Origin of the sequence: Modestobacter sp. NPDC049651, assembly GCF_040659695.1 — a bacterium.
In the GTDB taxonomy this organism is placed as follows: domain Bacteria; phylum Actinomycetota; class Actinomycetes; order Mycobacteriales; family Geodermatophilaceae; genus Modestobacter.
In genome coordinates, this window is record NZ_JBFAOG010000001.1 from 448,469 (window position 1) to 464,440 (window position 15,972).

General features: G+C 76.5%; 16 protein-coding genes. 8 read left to right on the forward strand and 8 right to left on the reverse strand.

The window, feature by feature from the left end; all coding sequences use genetic code 11:
- Positions 1-333, reverse strand: a complete 333-nt coding sequence (locus tag AB0J00_RS02305; RefSeq protein WP_357739544.1) for a TraR/DksA C4-type zinc finger protein — start codon at positions 331-333, stop codon at positions 1-3.
- 162 nt (positions 334-495) lie between these two features.
- Here AB0J00_RS02305 and AB0J00_RS02310 point away from each other — a divergent pair, with 162 nt between their 5' ends.
- The gene (locus AB0J00_RS02310) at positions 496-1,467 is read left to right on the forward strand and encodes an ATP-binding cassette domain-containing protein (protein ID WP_357739547.1); all 972 of its coding nucleotides are present in this window, start codon (positions 496-498) and stop codon (positions 1,465-1,467) included.
- Complete coding sequence (locus AB0J00_RS02315; protein WP_357739550.1) at positions 1,464-2,276, forward strand: ABC transporter permease; 813 nt, start codon at positions 1,464-1,466, stop codon at positions 2,274-2,276. Before AB0J00_RS02310 ends, AB0J00_RS02315 begins: the two co-directional genes overlap by 4 nt.
- Here AB0J00_RS02315 and AB0J00_RS02320 read toward each other — a convergent pair.
- The 3 genes from AB0J00_RS02320 to AB0J00_RS02330 are packed head-to-tail and all read right to left on the reverse strand — an operon-like array spanning position 2,258 to position 6,758.
- Complete coding sequence (locus tag AB0J00_RS02320; protein ID WP_357739553.1) at positions 2,258-5,515, reverse strand: BTAD domain-containing putative transcriptional regulator; 3,258 nt, start codon at positions 5,513-5,515, stop codon at positions 2,258-2,260. The genes AB0J00_RS02315 and AB0J00_RS02320 overlap by 19 nt on opposite strands.
- A gap of 25 nt (positions 5,516-5,540) precedes the next feature.
- Positions 5,541-6,164 (reverse strand): class I SAM-dependent methyltransferase, encoded by a 624-nt coding sequence (locus AB0J00_RS02325; RefSeq protein WP_357739556.1) that lies wholly within the window; start codon positions 6,162-6,164, stop codon positions 5,541-5,543.
- A gap of 12 nt (positions 6,165-6,176) precedes the next feature.
- The gene (locus AB0J00_RS02330; protein ID WP_357739559.1) at positions 6,177-6,758 is read right to left on the reverse strand and encodes a TetR/AcrR family transcriptional regulator C-terminal domain-containing protein; all 582 of its coding nucleotides are present in this window, start codon (positions 6,756-6,758) and stop codon (positions 6,177-6,179) included.
- A gap of 66 nt (positions 6,759-6,824) precedes the next feature.
- Here AB0J00_RS02330 and AB0J00_RS02335 point away from each other — a divergent pair, with 66 nt between their 5' ends.
- A complete protein-coding gene (locus AB0J00_RS02335; protein WP_357739562.1) occupies positions 6,825-8,057 on the forward strand; it encodes a beta-ketoacyl-[acyl-carrier-protein] synthase family protein in 1,233 nt (410 codons plus the stop codon).
- A 16-nt stretch (positions 8,058-8,073) separates the two neighbouring features.
- On the opposite strand, the gene AB0J00_RS02340 is transcribed toward AB0J00_RS02335, so the two are convergent.
- Both AB0J00_RS02340 and AB0J00_RS02345 read right to left on the reverse strand, forming a co-directional pair.
- A complete protein-coding gene (locus AB0J00_RS02340) occupies positions 8,074-9,447 on the reverse strand; it encodes a YibE/F family protein (protein ID WP_357739565.1) in 1,374 nt (457 codons plus the stop codon).
- Positions 9,448-9,505: 58 nt separating this feature from the next.
- On the reverse strand, positions 9,506-10,642 hold the full coding sequence (locus AB0J00_RS02345) for an epoxide hydrolase family protein (RefSeq protein ID WP_357739568.1): 1,137 nt from the start codon (positions 10,640-10,642) through the stop codon (positions 9,506-9,508).
- 57 nt (positions 10,643-10,699) lie between these two features.
- On the opposite strand from AB0J00_RS02345, the gene AB0J00_RS02350 reads away from it, so the two are divergent.
- The 5 genes from AB0J00_RS02350 to AB0J00_RS02370 all read left to right on the forward strand — a co-directional run bounded on the left by AB0J00_RS02350 (position 10,700) and on the right by AB0J00_RS02370 (position 14,568).
- On the forward strand, positions 10,700-11,743 hold the full coding sequence (locus tag AB0J00_RS02350; RefSeq protein ID WP_357739571.1) for a YihY/virulence factor BrkB family protein: 1,044 nt from the start codon (positions 10,700-10,702) through the stop codon (positions 11,741-11,743).
- The gene (locus tag AB0J00_RS02355) at positions 11,740-12,453 is read left to right on the forward strand and encodes an SDR family oxidoreductase (RefSeq protein WP_357739574.1); all 714 of its coding nucleotides are present in this window, start codon (positions 11,740-11,742) and stop codon (positions 12,451-12,453) included. Before AB0J00_RS02350 ends, AB0J00_RS02355 begins: the two co-directional genes overlap by 4 nt.
- A gap of 204 nt (positions 12,454-12,657) precedes the next feature.
- The gene (locus AB0J00_RS02360; protein ID WP_357739577.1) at positions 12,658-13,521 is read left to right on the forward strand and encodes a hypothetical protein; all 864 of its coding nucleotides are present in this window, start codon (positions 12,658-12,660) and stop codon (positions 13,519-13,521) included.
- Between the two features lie 164 nt (positions 13,522-13,685).
- Positions 13,686-14,180, forward strand: a complete 495-nt coding sequence (locus AB0J00_RS02365; protein WP_357739579.1) for an Hsp20/alpha crystallin family protein — start codon at positions 13,686-13,688, stop codon at positions 14,178-14,180.
- A gap of 70 nt (positions 14,181-14,250) precedes the next feature.
- Entirely contained in the window at positions 14,251-14,568 is a 318-nt protein-coding gene (locus tag AB0J00_RS02370; protein ID WP_357739582.1) for a MerR family transcriptional regulator, read from the forward strand.
- Positions 14,569-14,603: 35 nt separating this feature from the next.
- Here AB0J00_RS02370 and AB0J00_RS02375 read toward each other — a convergent pair whose 3' ends face one another.
- Both AB0J00_RS02375 and AB0J00_RS02380 read right to left on the reverse strand, forming a co-directional pair.
- Complete coding sequence (locus AB0J00_RS02375) at positions 14,604-15,548, reverse strand: M56 family metallopeptidase (RefSeq protein WP_357739585.1); 945 nt, start codon at positions 15,546-15,548, stop codon at positions 14,604-14,606.
- Positions 15,549-15,550: 2 nt separating this feature from the next.
- Positions 15,551-15,913 carry a BlaI/MecI/CopY family transcriptional regulator gene (locus AB0J00_RS02380; protein ID WP_357739588.1) on the reverse strand — a complete coding sequence of 121 codons (363 nt, stop codon included), beginning with the start codon at positions 15,911-15,913 and terminating at the stop codon, positions 15,551-15,553.
- Between the last annotated feature and the right edge of the window lie 59 nt (positions 15,914-15,972).

The window sequence follows — 15,972 nt, forward strand, 5'->3', positions numbered from 1 at the left end:
TCAGCGGGCGCAGCCGATGCAGGTGCGGGCCTGCGGGCGGGCGGCCAGCCGCTCGGCGGCGATCGGCCGGCCGCAGCTCTCGCAGACGCCGTAGCCGCCGTCCTGCGCGCGGGCCAGCGCGGCGTCCACGTCGGCCAGCCGGCGGCGGGCGGAGTCCAGCAGCGCGGCCACCTGCTGCCGCTCGAACGCGATCGTCGCGCCCTCCGGGTCGTGCTCGTCGTCGGCGTTCGACGACTGCGACGCGGCCACCACCTCGGCGAACTCGCGGGTGAGCGCGTCGATCTGGGCGAGGGTCTCCGCCCGGGTGCGGGTCAGGTCGTCGAGCACGGTCACGCCTCCATCGTCCCCCGCGCGCCGGGTGGAGTCCCAGCGCTCGGAGATCGATGCGCTGGGACTCCACCCAGGCGTCGTCAGCGGGCGTCAGCGCGACGTCGGCCGGCCGTCAGCGCCCGGCGCGACCGTCTCCTCCGACAGACCACGTCTGCAGGAGGACACATGGACAACACCATCGAGGCGACCGGCCTGGAGCTCAGCTACGGGTCGACCCGCGCGCTGGCCGGCGTCGACCTCTCCGCCCCCGCCGGCACCGTGCTCGGCGTGCTCGGCCCGAACGGCGCCGGCAAGACGACCGCGGTGCGGGTGCTCGCCACGCTGCTGCGCGCCGACGCCGGCACCGCCCGGATCTGCGGCCACGACGTCGCCCGCGAACCGCAGCGGGTCCGCGAGCTCATCGGCCTGACCGGCCAGTACGCCTCGGTCGACGAGGACCTCACCGGCCGCCAGAACCTCGTCATGATCGGCCGGCTGCTCGGCGCCTCCCGGACCGACGCGCACGCCCGGGCCACCGAGCTGCTGGCCCGGTTCAGCCTCAGCGACGCCGGCGGCCGCTCCGCCAAGACCTACTCCGGTGGCATGCGCCGGCGGCTCGACCTGGCCGCCAGCCTGGTCAACCGGCCGCGCGTGCTGTTCCTCGACGAGCCGACCACCGGCCTGGACCCGCGCAGCCGCAACGAGGTCTGGGACACCGTGCGCGGCCTGGTCGACGACGGCACCACCGTGCTGCTGACCACGCAGTACCTGGAGGAGGCCGACGAGCTCGCCGACGACATCGTCGTCTTCGACGAGGGCACCGTCGTCGCCCGCGGCACCAGCGACGAGCTGAAGCTCCGCACCGGCGCCCGGACGCTCACCGTGCGCCCGCGCGACCGCGCCGACCAGCCGGTCGTCCTGCAGGTGCTCGAGCAGGTCACCGGCGCGGTGCCCACCACCGACAGCCGTGGCACCAGCTCGGTGCCGGTGCCCAGCGAGACGCTGCTCGGCACGGTGCTGGACCGGCTCACCGTCGCCGGCGTCGCCGTCTCCGAGCTCGCCGTCCGGCTGCCCAGCCTGGACGACGTCTTCTTCGCGCTCACCGGCCACGCGGCCGAGCAGGGCGTGCCCACCGACCCGCAGGAGGCCCTCGCATGACCACGCTCACCGCTCCGCCGGCCACCCGGCCGGCGACCACCCGCCCGGGCGGCGGGTCCGCCCTGCAGCAGTCGCTGACCCTCGCCTGGCGCAACGTGGTGAAGATCCGCCACCAGCCCGAGGCGCTGATGGACGTCAGCCTGCAGCCGATCGTCTTCACCGTGCTGTTCGTGTTCGTCTTCGGCGGCGCCATCTCAGGCGACTGGCACGACTACCTGACCTACCTGGTGCCCGGCATCCTGGCGCAGACCCTGCTGTTCGCCACCGGCGGCATCGGCACCGCGCTGAACAACGACATCAGCAAGGGAGTGTTCGACCGGTTCCGCAGCCTGCCCATCGCCCGGTCCGCGCCGCTGGTGGGCGCGGTGCTCGCCGACGTCGTCCGGTACGTCACCGCGGTCGGGGTGCTGCTGGTCTTCGTCTCGGCGCTCGGCTTCCGGACGACCGAGGGCCTGCCCGCGGCGGCGCTGGCGGTGCTGGTGGCGATCGCCTTCGCCATGTGCCTGTCCTGGGTGTTCGTCTGGATCGGGCTCACCGTGCGGTCGGCCGGCGCCGTGCAGGGCATCGGCTTCCTGGCCATGTTCCCGCTGGTCTTCGGCAGCAACGCGCTGGTCGACCCGGCCACGCTGCCCGGCTGGCTGCAAGCGTTCACCCGCAACAACCCGGTGACCCACCTGATCGAGGTCGTCCGCGGGCTGCTGCTGGGCGGGCCGGTGGCCGAGCCGCTGGCCTGGACCGCGGGCTGGGCGGCGCTGCTGCTGGTGGTGTTCGTGCCGCTGGCGATGCGGGCCTACCGGCGTCGCGTCTGAGCCGTCTCCCCGGCCGGGAAGGCCGGCCAGCCGCCGGTGTAGGCCGCCCCGAGCTCGGCGAACACGTCGGCCCGGGGCACGGCCGCACCGGCGGCGTGCAGCCGTTCGGTCTCCGCCTCGCCCAGCCGTTCCCGCAGCCGCCGCTCGACCTCGAGGGTGACCAGGTCACCCCGGTCCCGGCGGCCGCGGACGGCGGTGGCCATCCCGAACAGGGTGCCGGCGCGCTCCACGTCGCCGGTGGCCAGGGCGAGCGCCGCGAGCCCCTGCACGACCATCGCCGCGATCGGCATGTCGGCGGACACCCGGACGGCCTGGTCCAGCGCCGCGTCGAGCTCCGCGGCCGCCTCCTGCACCACCGCGGGGTCGCCCGGCTGGTGTGCGGCGCGGGCGGCGAGCACCAGGCCGAGACCGGCGTGCACCATCGCCAGGACCTGCGGTGGCCCCGCGGTGCCGGCCAGCCGGGCCACCGCCGCCCGCTGCAGCCGCTCCGCCTCCTCGATCCGGCCCTCGAGCAGGTCGAGCCCGGCGAGCGCCGACTCCACGAACGCCAGGTGCGGGCCGCCGGTGCCCGCCACCCGGGCGAACAGCTCCTCGACCTCGGCGCGGGCCCCGGCACGGTCCCCGGTCGCGGCGCGCACCAGCGCCCGCCGGATCCGCATCGCGTTTCCGTCGTCGGTGAGGCCGAGCTCCTCCCCCACCTCGATCGCCTCGTCGTAGCGGGCCAGCGCGCCGGCCAGGTCACCCTCGGTGGCCAGCGACGAGGCGAGGCTGCTGGCGGTGAACGAGCGGCCCCACCGGTCGCCGAGGCGGGTGAACTCGGCGTGCACCGCCACGAGCTCGTCGGCGAGCGCGGCCAGCTCGCCGACGTTCTCGGCGACCTGCACCTGCACGGCCCGGGCCGCCGCCCGCACCCACGGGTCGGGGTGGTCGCGCAGCCGGTCCAGCGCGGCGCCGGAGCGGAACCCGCCGGCGAACACCACGGCGATCCCCCACGCGACGGCCGCGACCGGGTCACCGGAGGCCCAGGTGTCGGCCGCCGGGAGCTCGGCGACCTCCTGCAGCGCGGGCAGCGCCGACGTCCAGTCGCCGCCCTCCGCCCGGCTCATCGCGGCGAACGTCCGGCAGGTCGCCCGCTGCGCCGGCGTGCCGCCGGGCAGCGCGACGACCTGCGCGAGCCAGCTGCTGGCGGCGGCCTGCCGCCCGGTGAGCAGCCAGTACCAGCACAGCCGCGCCCCCAGGTGGACGGCGGTCTCCCCGTCGCCGCCGGCGACCGCCCGCTGCAGGACGGCGAGCAGCCCGTCGTGCTCGGCGTCCAGCTGGTGCAGCGCGGGCAGCTGCCCGCGGCCGCGGAGCCGGGGCTCCAGCTCGTCGACCACCCGCAGGCACCAGGCGGCCTGCGCGCGCTCCACCCGGTCGCGCTCCCCGGCGGCGTCGAGCTGCTCGGCACCGTAGGCGCGGATCGTCTCGAGCATCCGGTAGCGGACGCCGTCGTCGGGGCCGGCCGACCCGGCCAGCAGCAGCGACTTCTCCACCAGCGCGCTGACCACGTCGAGCACCTCGCCGGGCAGCCAGCCCGGGTCCGCGCAGACGGCCTCGACCGCGTCGAGGGTCGCCCCGCCGCTGAACACCGACAGCCGCCGGGCCACCGCCTGCTCGCGGGCGTCGAGCGCCTCCCAGCTCCACTCGACCACCGCGCGCAGCGTCTGGTGCCGGGGCAGCGCCACCCGGCTGCCGCCGGTCAGCAGCTGGAACCGGTCGTCGAGCCGGGCGGCGATCTGGGCGACCCCCAGGCTGCGCAGCCGCGCAGCGGCCAGCTCCAGGGCCAGCGGCATCCCGTCCAGCCGGGTGCAGATCTCCAGCACGGCGGGCAGGTTCTGCGCGGTCACCGCGAAGTCCGGCCGCACCGCGGCGGCCCGGTCGGCGAACAGCCGCACCACCGGGGCGTCGGCGGCACCCTCGTCGCCGGCCTCGGGCACCTCCAGCGGCCCCACCGGCAGCACCGTCTCGCCGGGGACGCCGAGCGGCTCGCGGCTGGTGGTCAGCACCGACAGCCGCGGGCAGTGCGCGAGCAGCTCGTCGGTGAGCTGGGCGACGGCGGCGACCAGGTGCTCGCAGTTGTCCAGCACGAGCAGCGCCCGGCGCTCGGCGAACGTCTCCTGCAGCCGGTCGCTGGCCTCGACCAGGGTCGGCACCCGCTCCAGCGACGTGCCCTCGCGCTGGCCGACCGCGGCCAGCACGGCCGCGGGCAGCAGCCGGGCGTCGGCGACCGGGGCCAGCTCCACCCACCAGACGCCGTCGGGCACCTCGCCCCGGCGGGCGTGCGCGGTCTCCAGCGCCAGCCGGGTCTTGCCCGCGCCGCCCGGCCCGAGCAGCGTCACCAACCGGCCGCCGTCGAGCATCCGCCGGGCCGCGGCCAGCTCGTCGTCCCGGCCCAGGAAGCTGGTCAGCGGGGTGCGCAGCGGGGTGCCGTCCCGGACCGCGGGCGGCTCGGGGGCGGTGGTCCGGCCGCGCAGCACCGCCAGGTGCTCGGCCTGCAGCGCCGGTGACGGGTCGGCGCCGAGCTCGTCGGCCAGCCGGGCGCGGCAGCGCCCGTAGGCGGTGAGCGCCTCGGCCGGGCGGCCCAGCTGCGCCAGCGCGCGGACCAGCAGCACGGCGAGGGTCTCCCGCAGCGGGTGGTCGGCGGTCAGCTCCTCCAGCTCGGGCAGGACGGCGGCCGCCCGGCCGCGGGCCAGCTCGGCGGTGAGCCGCTGCTCGGCCGCGGACAGCCGCAGCTCGGTCCAGCGGGCCGCGGGCGCGGCGGTGAACGCCAGGTCGCGCAGGTCGGCCAGCGCCGGCCCCCGCCACAGCGCCTCCGCGGCGTCGAGCAGCTCGACCACCCGCTGCGGGTCGCGCTCGTCGCGGGCCCGGGCCACGAGCGCCTCGAACTCGGCGGCGTCGACCCGGGCGGGCCGCTCCAGCACGTAGCCGTGCGCCTGCGCGCGCAGCGAGAGCTCCGGCAGCGCCCGCCGCAGCCGGGAGACCACCGCCTGCACCGCGTTGCCCGGCGCCGCGGGCGGCTCGCCGTCCCACAGCGCGTCGATCAGCGCGTCCAGGCCCACCACCCGGCCGGGGTCGATCGCGAGCCGGGCCAGCAGCGCCCGCGCGCGGGGACCCCCCACGTCGACCGGCCGGCCGTCGGCCGCCGTGCCGTCGGACCGCAGGACGGCGACCGGGCCGAGCAGGCAGACGCGGACGGGCACGACGCCCATCGTGCCGCACCGGGGGTCAGCGGCGGTCGCGGCGCAGCAAGCGGAGCGACCCGGTGCCGGGCAGCTCGGTGAACTCCCCGGACGCGAGCACCCGCCGGTAGACGCCGTAGGGCGCCTGCCCGCCGTCCGCCGGGTCGGGGAAGACGTCGTGGACAGCCAGGGTGCCGCCGGCGGCGAGCTTGGCGACCCAGGCGTCCTGGTCGCGGCGGGCGGACTCCTCGGTGTGGCTGCCGTCGAGGAACAGCAGCGCCAGCGGGGTCGACCAGAGGGGGGCCAGCACCTCCGAGCGGGCGACGACGGCGACCACGACGTCCTCCGCGCCGGCGTCGGCGATGGTCCGGCGGAAGCGGGGCAGCGTGTCGATCCGCCCGACGAGCGGGTCGACCAGCGACGGGTCGTGGTAGTCCCAGCCGGGCTGGTGCTCCTCCGAGCCGCGGTGGTGGTCGACGGTCACCACCTGGCGGCCGGTCTCCCGCGCGGCGGCGGCCAGGTACAGCGCCGACTTGCCCTGCCAGCTGCCGATCTCCAGCAGCGGCCCCGGCACGGCGACGTCCCGGGCGGCCTCGTACAGCGCCCACCCCTCGTCCGGCGGCATGAAGCCGGGGGCGGCAGCGGCGGCGGCGAGCAGGTCGGTCGGCACCGCCCGAGGATGTCAGCGGGCGCGGACGGTGAGCACCCCGGCCAGGTCGAGCTCGGCCGACCGGCCGCCGAACCCGGACGCCGCCACCAGCCGGGCGCCCAGCACCGTGCTCCAGAAGGTCCGGGTCTCGGTGTCCGGCGCGCGGTCGACCACCCAGTCCCGCTCGGCGAGCACCGCCTCGAGGTAGCGCTGCGCGGACCGGAACAGCAGCGTCAGGTCGCGCTGGACCGCGGCGTGCAGCTCCGGGCGGTGGGCGGCGACCGCCAGCGCCTGGGTCGCCAGCGGCACCGACGGCAGCGCCAGCGCGGCGCGGGCCAGCGCCGCGCGGAACGCCTCCGGGGTGCGCTGCCGGCGGCCGACCCGCTCCAGCCGCTCGGCGTCGCGCAGCAGCAGCGCGAACGCCGAGTGCACGAACAGCGCGTGCTTGCTGGCGAAGTAGTAGGTGATCTGGCTGGGGAACACCCCGGCCGCCTCGGCGACCTCGGCCAGGCTCACGCCGTCCAGACCCCGCTCGGCGAACAGCGCGACGGCCCGCTCGAGGATCGCCGCCCGGGTGCGGCGGCCGCGGGTCCGCGCGGGCTCGGGACTGGTCACGCCGTTAGTTGTATACGGTACAAGGAACGGCGGACCACCCCGGTCGCCGGAGCGGGAGGGCCAGGCATGCACAGCACCGACGTCGTCGTCACCGGACTCGGCGCCACCACGCCGCTCGGCGGGGACGTCGACGCGCTGTGGCAGGGCCTGCTCGGCGGCCGGTCCGGGGTGCGCCGGATCGACGACCTGCTCGCCGGCAGCCCGGGGGCCGACACCCTGACCACCCGGATCGCCGCGCCCCTGGCGGTCGACCCGGCGGGGGTGCTGCCACGGGTGCAGGCCCGCCGGCTCGACCGGGCCGAGCAGGCCGCGCTGGTGGCCGCCCAGCAGGCGTGGGCCGACGCGGGCGCGCCCGAGGTGGACGGCGAGCGGCTGGCCGTCGCGATCGGCACCGGGGTCGGCGGGCTCACCACGCTGCTCGCCCAGGACGACGCCCTGGAGGCCGGCGGGCAGCGGAAGGTCTCCCCGCTGACCGTGCCGATGATGATGCCGAACGGCCCGGCCGCCTGGGTGAGCCTGGAGCTCGGCGCCCGGGCCGGGGTCTACACGCCGGTGTCGGCCTGCTCCTCGGGTGCCGAGGCGCTGGTGCAGGCCGTCCGGCTCATCCGCTCCGGCGAGGCGGACGTCGTGGTCGCCGGCGGCACCGAGGCCAACATCCGGCCGCTGACCGTGGCCGCCTTCGGGCAGGCGCGCACGCTGTCGACCCGCAACGACGAACCCGAGCGGGCCTCGCGACCCTTCGACGCCGCCCGGGACGGCTTCGTGCTCGGCGAGGGCGCCGGGGTGGTGGTGCTCGAGCGCGCCGACTTCGCCGCGGCTCGCGGCGCCCGGGTGCTCGGCCGGCTGGCCGGCATCGGCGTCACCTCCGACGCGTACCACATCACCGGCCCCGACCCGTCCGGCGCCGGGCAGGTCCGGGCGGTGCTCAAGGCGGTCGCCGACGCCGGGCTCACCCCCGCCGACGTCGACCACGTGAACGCGCACGCGACCTCCACCGTGGTCGGCGACGTCGGCGAGGCCCGGGCCGTCCGGCGGGCCCTCGGCGACCACGTGCTGCTGACCGCCCCGAAGTCGGCGCTGGGTCACCTGGTCGGCGCCGCCGGGGCGGTGGAGGCGATCGCGACGTTGCTGTCGGTCCGCGACGGCCTCGTGCCGCCGACGCTGAACCTGGAGCAGCAGGACGACGAGGTGCAGCTCGAGGTGGTCACCGGCAAGCCCCGCGAGCTGGCGATCGGTGCCGCGGTCAGCAACTCGTTCGGGTTCGGCGGGCAGAACGTGTCGCTGCTGTTCACCGCCTGACCACCCGGGACCGCGCTCAGCGGGGCCGCGGGAGGTCCCGGCCGTCCGCGGCCGGCCGGGCCTGGGTCGCCGGTCCCCCGCCGGCGGCCTCGCGCATCGCGCGCAGCCGCTCCCGGCGGCGCTCGGCCTCCCGCTCGGCGGCCACCTCCTCGGGCGTGGGCTCCGGCGCGGGCGGGGTGGTGGTCGCCGTGGCGGCGGTGGCGACCAGCGCGCCGATCACCGTGGTCACCGGCACGGCGAGCACCAGCGCGATCCCGCCGACCAGCGTGCGGATGACCTCCTCGCCCACCTCCTGACCGGTGAGCACCGTCCAGAACGGCCGCTGGTAGATCTCGAAGAGCAGCAGCAGCGGCAGCGCTGCCCCGGCGTAGGCGAACACCAGCGTGTAGACGGTCGAGGCGATGTGGTCGCGGCCGATCGCCATGCCGCGGCGGAACAGCTCGCGCCAGCCGGTCTGCGGCGCCGCCTCGTGCAGCTGCCACACCGCGGAGGCCTGGGTGATGGTGACGTCGTTGAGGATGCCCAGCCCGGCGACGACGGTGGCCGCCAGCACCAGCCCGGAGAAGTCCAGCGTGGGGTCGTACGTCTGCAGCTGGATGGTCGCCTCGCTGCTGAACCCGGTGAGGTGGGCGACCGAGACCGCGACCGCGCCCAGCGCCGCGCTGATCGCCAGCCCGAACAGCGTGCCCACCAGCGCGGTCGTCGTCCGTGCGGAGAAGCCGTGCGCCAGGTAGAGGACGACGAACATGATCGCCGACGAGCCGACCAGGCTCACCCAGACCGGTGACTCGCCGGCCAGCAGCCCCGGCAGCACGAACTCCAGCAGGACGACGAACGCGAACCCGAGCCCGAGCAGGCTCATCAGCCCGCGCAGCCGGGCCACCGCCCCGACGAGCACCGCGAACACGATCGCCAGGACGACGATCGGGGTGCCGCGCGGGAAGTCCTGGAACGCGTACGTGGGCTGACCGCTCGCGGCGTCCACCTGCCGGCTGAGCACCAGCTCGTCGCCGACCTGCACGCCGCTGGCCACCACGTCCGGCGACAGGTCGACCTGCACGTTGTCCCCCGCGCTGGCGCCGTCGGCGACCACCACGACCGCGGTCGCGCAGGTCTGCGGCGGCCCGGTGGTGGCATCGCCCGTGCAGTCCTGCTCGGTCAGCTGGACGACGGTCGCCTGCGGGAACGTGGTGCCGGGGGGCAGGAACTGCCCGGCGGCCCGGCCCGCGGCGCTCTGCTCGCCGCTCGGCCACAGCAGCATCAGCCCGGCGAGGGTCGCCACCCCGACCGGCACCAGCAGCCAGAGCATGAACCGGACGGCGCTGCGGCGCCGAGCCGCCGCGGCCGGGTCGGGCGGGGCGTCGTCGGGGGCGTGCGAGTGGGCCGACACCCGGTCAGGCTAGGTCGGGCGGCCGGGATCCGCGGGCAGGCGGCGGGTCGGGTCGGTCTCAGCCGACCTGCCGCACGAACCGGCGCAGCTCGGGCACCAGCAGGTCGGGCACCTCCACCGCCGGGAAGTGCCCTCCCCGGTCGAACTCCGTCCACGACACCAGGTCGACGACCGGCTCGACGACCCGGCGGACCGGCCGCCGCAGGTCGTGCGGGAACACCGCGACGCCGGTGGGCACGTCGGTCGACCAGCTCGTGGCCGGGCCGTGCGCCCGCTCCCAGTAGACCTGCGAGGACGAGCCGGCGGTGCCGGTGAACCAGTAGACGGCGACGTCGGTGAGCACCTGGTCGACCAGCCCGGGGTCGGTCAGCACGCCGCTGGCCGGGTCGGTCCACTCGGCGAACCGCTCGGCGATCCAGGCGAGCAGGCCCACCGGGGAGTCGCTGAGCGCCGGCGCCAGCGACAGCGGCCGGGTGGCCTGCAGCCGGTTGTAGCCGGCGAGCTCGGCGTCGTAGTACCGGGACTTCTCCGCCGCCGCCCGCTCCGCGTCGGTCGCCGGGTCGGTGACCTCCAATCCCATCGTCATCGTCACGTGCAGCCCCTGCACCCGGTCCGGCGCCAGGACGGCGAGGTCCCGGCCGACCGCGGAGCCCCAGTCGCCGCCGTGCACCACGTACCGGTCGACGTCCAGCCGGCGCAGCAGCTCGGCCACCGCGGCCGCCATCCGGGTCGTCGTCCAGCCGCCGTCGGGCGTCGGCCCGGAGAAGCCGTAGCCGGGCAGCGAGGGGACGACGAGCGAGACGGCGTCGGCCGGGTCGCCGCCGTGCGCGGCGGGGTCGGTGAGCGGGCCGACCACCCGGGCGAACTCGACCACCGACCCCGGCCAGCCGTGCAGCAGCACCAGCGTCGGGGCGCCCGGCTGCGGCGACCGCACGTGCAGCGCGTGCACGAGCGTGCCGTCGATCGTGGTGGTCAGCTGCGGCCACCGGTTGAGCGCGGCCTCCTGCGCCCGCCAGTCCCAGCCGTCCGCCCAGCGCGCGGCCAGTGCCCGCACCTGGTCCAGGGGCAGCCCGCGCCGCCCCTCCAGCCGCTGCTCGACCGGCCACCGGGTCCGGGCCAGCCGCTCGCGGAGGTCGTCGAGGTCGGCCGACGGCACGTCGACGCGGAACGGGCGGGGGGACTCATCGTCGGTCACGCCCCGACCCTGCCCGGTCCCCTGGCCGCGCGTCGAGACCCGTGGTGCGATGCGCGCGTGGGCATCACCGACCGGCTGGACCGGCTGCAGCGGCGGCACCGGGCGGCCGGCTTCCCGATCGCGGTCGTCTACAAGTACGTCGACGACTCCGGGCCCTACCTGGCCGCGCTCATCACCTACTACGCGTTCGTCTCGCTGTTCCCGCTGCTGCTGCTCACCTCGACCGTGCTGTCCTACCTGCTGCGCGGCGACCCGGAGCTGCAGGAGCGGCTGATCAACTCCGCGCTCAGCCAGTTCCCGGTGGTGGGCGACCAGCTCGGCACGCCGCAGGCGCTCAGCGGTGGGGTCGGCGGGGTGGTCATCGGCTCGCTCGTGGCGATCTACGGCGCGCTGGGCGTGGCGCAGGCCGCCCAGTACGCGATGAACACCGCCTGGTCGGTGCCGCGCAACAAGCGGCCCAACCCGTTCCTCGCCCGCGGCCGGAGCCTGCTGCTGCTGGGCGCCGGCGGGCTCATGGTGCTGGGCAGCTTCGCGCTGTCGTCGATCGGCGCGGGCAACGCCGGCTCGTTCGGCCCGCTGTTGCGGGCGCTGGTGCTGGCCGGCTCGCTGGTCCTCGGCGCCACGGTGTTCCTGCTGGTGTTCCGGCTGGCCACCTCGCGGCCGCTGACGGCGCGCCAGGTGCTGCCCGGCGCGCTGCTGGCCGCGGTCGCCTGGCAGCTGCTGCAGACCTTCGGCGTGGCCTACGTGAAGCACGTCGTCCGCAACGCCAGCGCCACCAACGGGGTGTTCGCGCTGGTGCTCGGGCTGCTCGCCTTCCTCTACCTGGCCGCCACCGCGGTGGTGCTGTGCGTCGAGGTGAACGTGGTGCGCGTCGACCGGCTGCACCCGCGGGCGCTGCTCACCCCCTTCACCGACGACGTGCAGCTCACCTCCGGCGACCGGCGCAGCTACACCGGGCAGGCGAAGGCCCAGCGGCAGAAGGGCTTCGAACGGGTCGACGTCACGTTCGCGGCCCCGCAGGACGCCGACGAGGAACCGGACGTCTACCAGCACGTGCACCAGGGCGAGCCGACCGCCGACGACGGCCCCGGCCCGCGGTGACGACGGCCTCCGCCCGCGCCCTGGTGGTCGGCGGGTCGAGCACCATCGGGCGGGCGATCGCGCTGGAGCTCGCCGGCCTGGGGCTCGACGTCACCCTCTGGGGGCGCGACCCGCAGCGGCTTGCGGAGGCGTCCGGGGCGTGCGCCACCGTCGGCGTCCCCAGCCGGTGGCAGCAGGTCGAGCTCACCGACCGCCCCGCGCTGCGCCGGGCCGCCGCCGAGGTGTCCGCGGGCGGCGGGCTCGCGGCGGTGGTCTGGGCGGCCGGGGTGTTCGACTGGGCGCCCGCCGACCGCGCCGACCCCGACCGCTGGGCGGAGGTGCTCGACGTCAACCTGACCGCTGCCGCGCTGACCACCCGGCTGCTGCTGCCGGCGGTGCTCGCCGACCCGCCCGGGGCGCTGGTCTACCTGGGGTCGGGCGCCGCCCGGCAGGCGTTCCCGGACAACGCCGCCTACGTGGCCAGCAAGCACGGGCTGGCCGGGCTCGCCGGGGGCGTGTGGGCCGACGTCCGGACGCGCGGCGTGCGGGTCAGCCTGATCTCCCCCGGTCTGGTGGCCGCCGGGGCGGCGCTGGCCGCGCCGGTCGTGCAGCAGCACCCCGACCAGGTGCTGCAGCCCGCCCAGGTGGCGGCCGCGGTGCGGTTCGTGCTGACCTTCCCCGGGCCGGGGTGCCCCACCGAGATCGTGCTGGAGCCCCCGCTCACCGGCTGACGTCCCTTCCCTGGTCCCGCCTCCCGACCCCTTCCCCGGTGATCATGCAGTTGTTGCCCGGGGACGCGCCGTGCCTCGGCGTGCCGGCGGGCACGATCTGCATGATCGCCGGCCGCAGGGGCCGACGGTCCACAGCCCGCGGCGCCGTCCACATATCACCGCGCACGCTCCCGCACGGCGCTGCCGACCGGCAGCGTCGGTGCCGTGGACGAGCACCCGACCGCCTACGGCTGGGCGGCCGCCCGGGCCGCCGGGCTGGGCCGCCGGCGGATCGCGGCCGACGGCGTGCGGGTGGGGCGCGGTGCGTACCTCTCCCGCGCCGTCGACCCGACGCTGGAGGAGCGCTGCCACGCCTGGACGGCGGTGCTCCCCGCCGGCGCCGCGTTCGGGCTCGGCACCGCCGCGTTCCTGCACGGTGCCCCGGTGGCCGAGCCGATCCGACCGCACGTCGTGGTGCCCACCGAGGTCGTGCCGCCCCGGCACCCGGGACTCGTCGCGGTCACCCGCGGGCTGACCCGCACGGACGTCGCCCACCTGCGCGGCCTGCCGGTCACATCGGGCGCCCAGACCTGGCTGGACCTGGCGGCCGCGGTGCCGGACGACGAACTGGTGGCGGTCGGCGACGCCCTGCTCCGCGGCGGAGCCATGGACGAGGCGCGGTTGGCCGAGCGGCTCGCGCGCGCGGACGGACTGCGCGGCGTCGTCCGGGCGCGGCGGCGGGCGGGCCAGCTCACGGGGGACGCGGCGTCACGACCGGAGAGCCTGGTGCGGGTGTGGCTGCTCGACAGCGCGCTGCCCGATCCGGAGGTGCAGGTGCCGGTGTTCGACCGCTGGGGCCGGGAGGTCGCGCACGGTGACCTGGGCTGGCGCCGGTGGCGGGTGCTCATCGAGTACGAGGGCGCGCAGCACGCCGATCCGGGGCGCTTCGGCGAGGACATCGAGCGGTACACGCACATGGCCGCCGACGGCTGGCTCGTGCTGCGGTTCGGCCGGGCGCACCTGCACCGACGCTGGGCGGTGCTCGACCGGTGCGAGCGCGCGCTGCGGTCCCGCGGCTGGACGCCATGACGCTGCCGACCCTTGGACAAGAGTTGCAGCGACGGCTGGAACATTCTTGGAGCGGAGACGTTTACTCAAGTGCGCGTCTGAGGTAGTCTCCAGTCGCCACTGGAGGTTCACCTCAGGGCAGCGAACACCGGAACGCACACCTCTGGAGGTACGCAGCCATGACGATGAGCAACTACGACCCGTTCGGCACCGCCTCGTCGGTGTTCCGGGTGCTAGACCAGCTCGGCCGGCCCGGCACCAGGACCGCACGGCCCCTGGCCGGGATGCCGATGGACGCCTACCGGGTCGGTGACAACTTCGTCGCCCACTTCGACCTGCCGGGCGTCGACCCCGGCTCGATCGACCTGCAGGTCGAGGGCACCACGCTGACGGTCAGCGCCGAGCGCTCGGTGCCGGAGATCGAGGGCGCCCAGTGGGCGGTCGCCGAGCGGCCGTTCGGCAGCTACACCCGGCAGCTGCTGCTCGGCCGCAACCTCGACACCGACCGGCTGGAGGCCAGCTACCACGACGGCGTGCTCACCGTGAGCATCCCGGTCGCGGAGAAGGCCAAGGCCCGCAAGATCACCGTCACCAGGGCCGACACCCCGGCCGCGGTCGAGTCCGGCGAGCACCGCACCATCGAGGGCGACCAGCCCGCGGCGGAGGCCCGGCAGAGCTGACGCCGTCCGATCCCCGGAGGGGCGGGACCCACGGGTCCCGCCCCTCCGTCGTTCCCGAGGAGGACCCGCGATGGCCGACCCGCTCGACCGGCTCGACGACCCGGACCACCCGGTCCTGACCATGAGCCAGGCGGCCGAGCTGCTGGGCGTGCAGGCGGCGTTCCTGCGCAGCCTGGACTCCTCCGGTGTGCTGCACCCGCACCGCTCCCCCGGCGGCCACCGCCGCTACTCACGGCACCAGCTGCAGGTCGCCGCCCGGGTGCGCGTGCTGCTGGACGACGGGCACCTGCTGTCCTCGGCGCAGGTCATCGTCCAGCTGCAGGACGACCTCGCGTCGGCGCGGGCCGAGCGCGACGATGCCCGCCGGGAGCTCGACGACCGGCGCTGACGCCCGCGAGGCGTGGGGGGAAGGGTGGTCCTCCTTCAGGCGAAGGCCGGGACCAGCAGCAGCGCCGTCGGGACCAGCAGCAGCGCCACCGCGGCGGCCAGCACACCCCACCGCCCGGCCACCGGCAGCGGCACCGCCGGCGCGAGCAGCCGCCGCACCCGCTCGGCGACCGGCCCACCGGTCATCGCGAGCGCGCCGGCCGGCACCTCCCCACCGGCCGCGCCGGCGACCGCGACGATCGCGCCGGCCAGGGTCCGCCGCGGGTCCGGACCGTCCAGCGAGCGCAGCGCCACGTCGTCGGCGCGCATTTCCACCAGCGCCCGTACCGCGTCGTGCGCGCGGTCCGCGGCGGGCAGCACCGGCAGCGCGGCCCGCCAGGCCACGAACGGCAGCAGCAGCAGGTGGTGGTGCTCGGTCAGGTGCGCCCGCTCGTGCGCGACGACGGCGGCCAGCTGGTCGCCGTCCAGCTCGGCGACCATCCCCGAGGAGAGCACCAGCAGCGGCCGCGCGCCGGGGATGCAGAAGGCGACCGGCGCGGGGTGGTCGAGCAGCCGGGTGTCCTCACCGGGCACCGGCGGGGTGACCATCAGCTCGAGCAGCTCCCGGTGCCGGCGCCGGGTGCGGGCCGTGCGCACCCACGACAGCAGCAGGACGCCGAGCAGCTCCGCGGCGAGCACGGCGGCCAGCGTCTGGGCCACCCAGTGGTCGCCGCGCACCGGCTCCTCCGGGGGCCGGCCGGTCGCGAGGTGCTGCGCCCAGTGCCACCACGCCTCGGGCAGCGAGTGCCCCCAGGGCGACAACCCGTGGGTGAGCAGCGCGCCGATGATCGACAGACCGCCGGCCAGCCCGATCGCCTGCCAGCAGACCAGCGCGACCAGCGGGTCGCGGCGGGTCCAGCCGGCCCGGGACAGCGCCGCCGGCACCGGCCAGGCCAGCAGGGCGGCCAGCACCCCCAGGGCGACGGCGGTCGCGGGGAGCACGGTCAGCGCGCGGCGGCGTCGTCCGCCCCGGCGAGCAGCTCGCGCAGCATGCGCGCCTCTGCCGGGTCGACGCTGCCCACGAAGCGGGCGAGCACGGCCTGCCGGTCCGCGGCCTGACCGAGCACCTCGTGCATGAGGCCGGCCATGTGGTCCTCGCGGGTGGACCGGGCGGTGAACTGGCGCGGGCGGGCCTCGTCGTGGGTGACGAAGTCCTTCTGCTCCAGCCGGGACAGCACGGTGTGCACGGTGGTCAGCGCCAGGTTGCGGTCGGCGAAGTGGTCGCGCAGCTGGGCTGCGGTCACCGGACCGCCGACGGACCAGAGGTGCTCGAGCACCGCGCGCTCGAGCTCGCCCAGCGTGTTCATCGCTCTCCTGTCGTGCAGTTCACAGCGTGTCGTTCTACCTACCGTAGAACTCCGCTTCT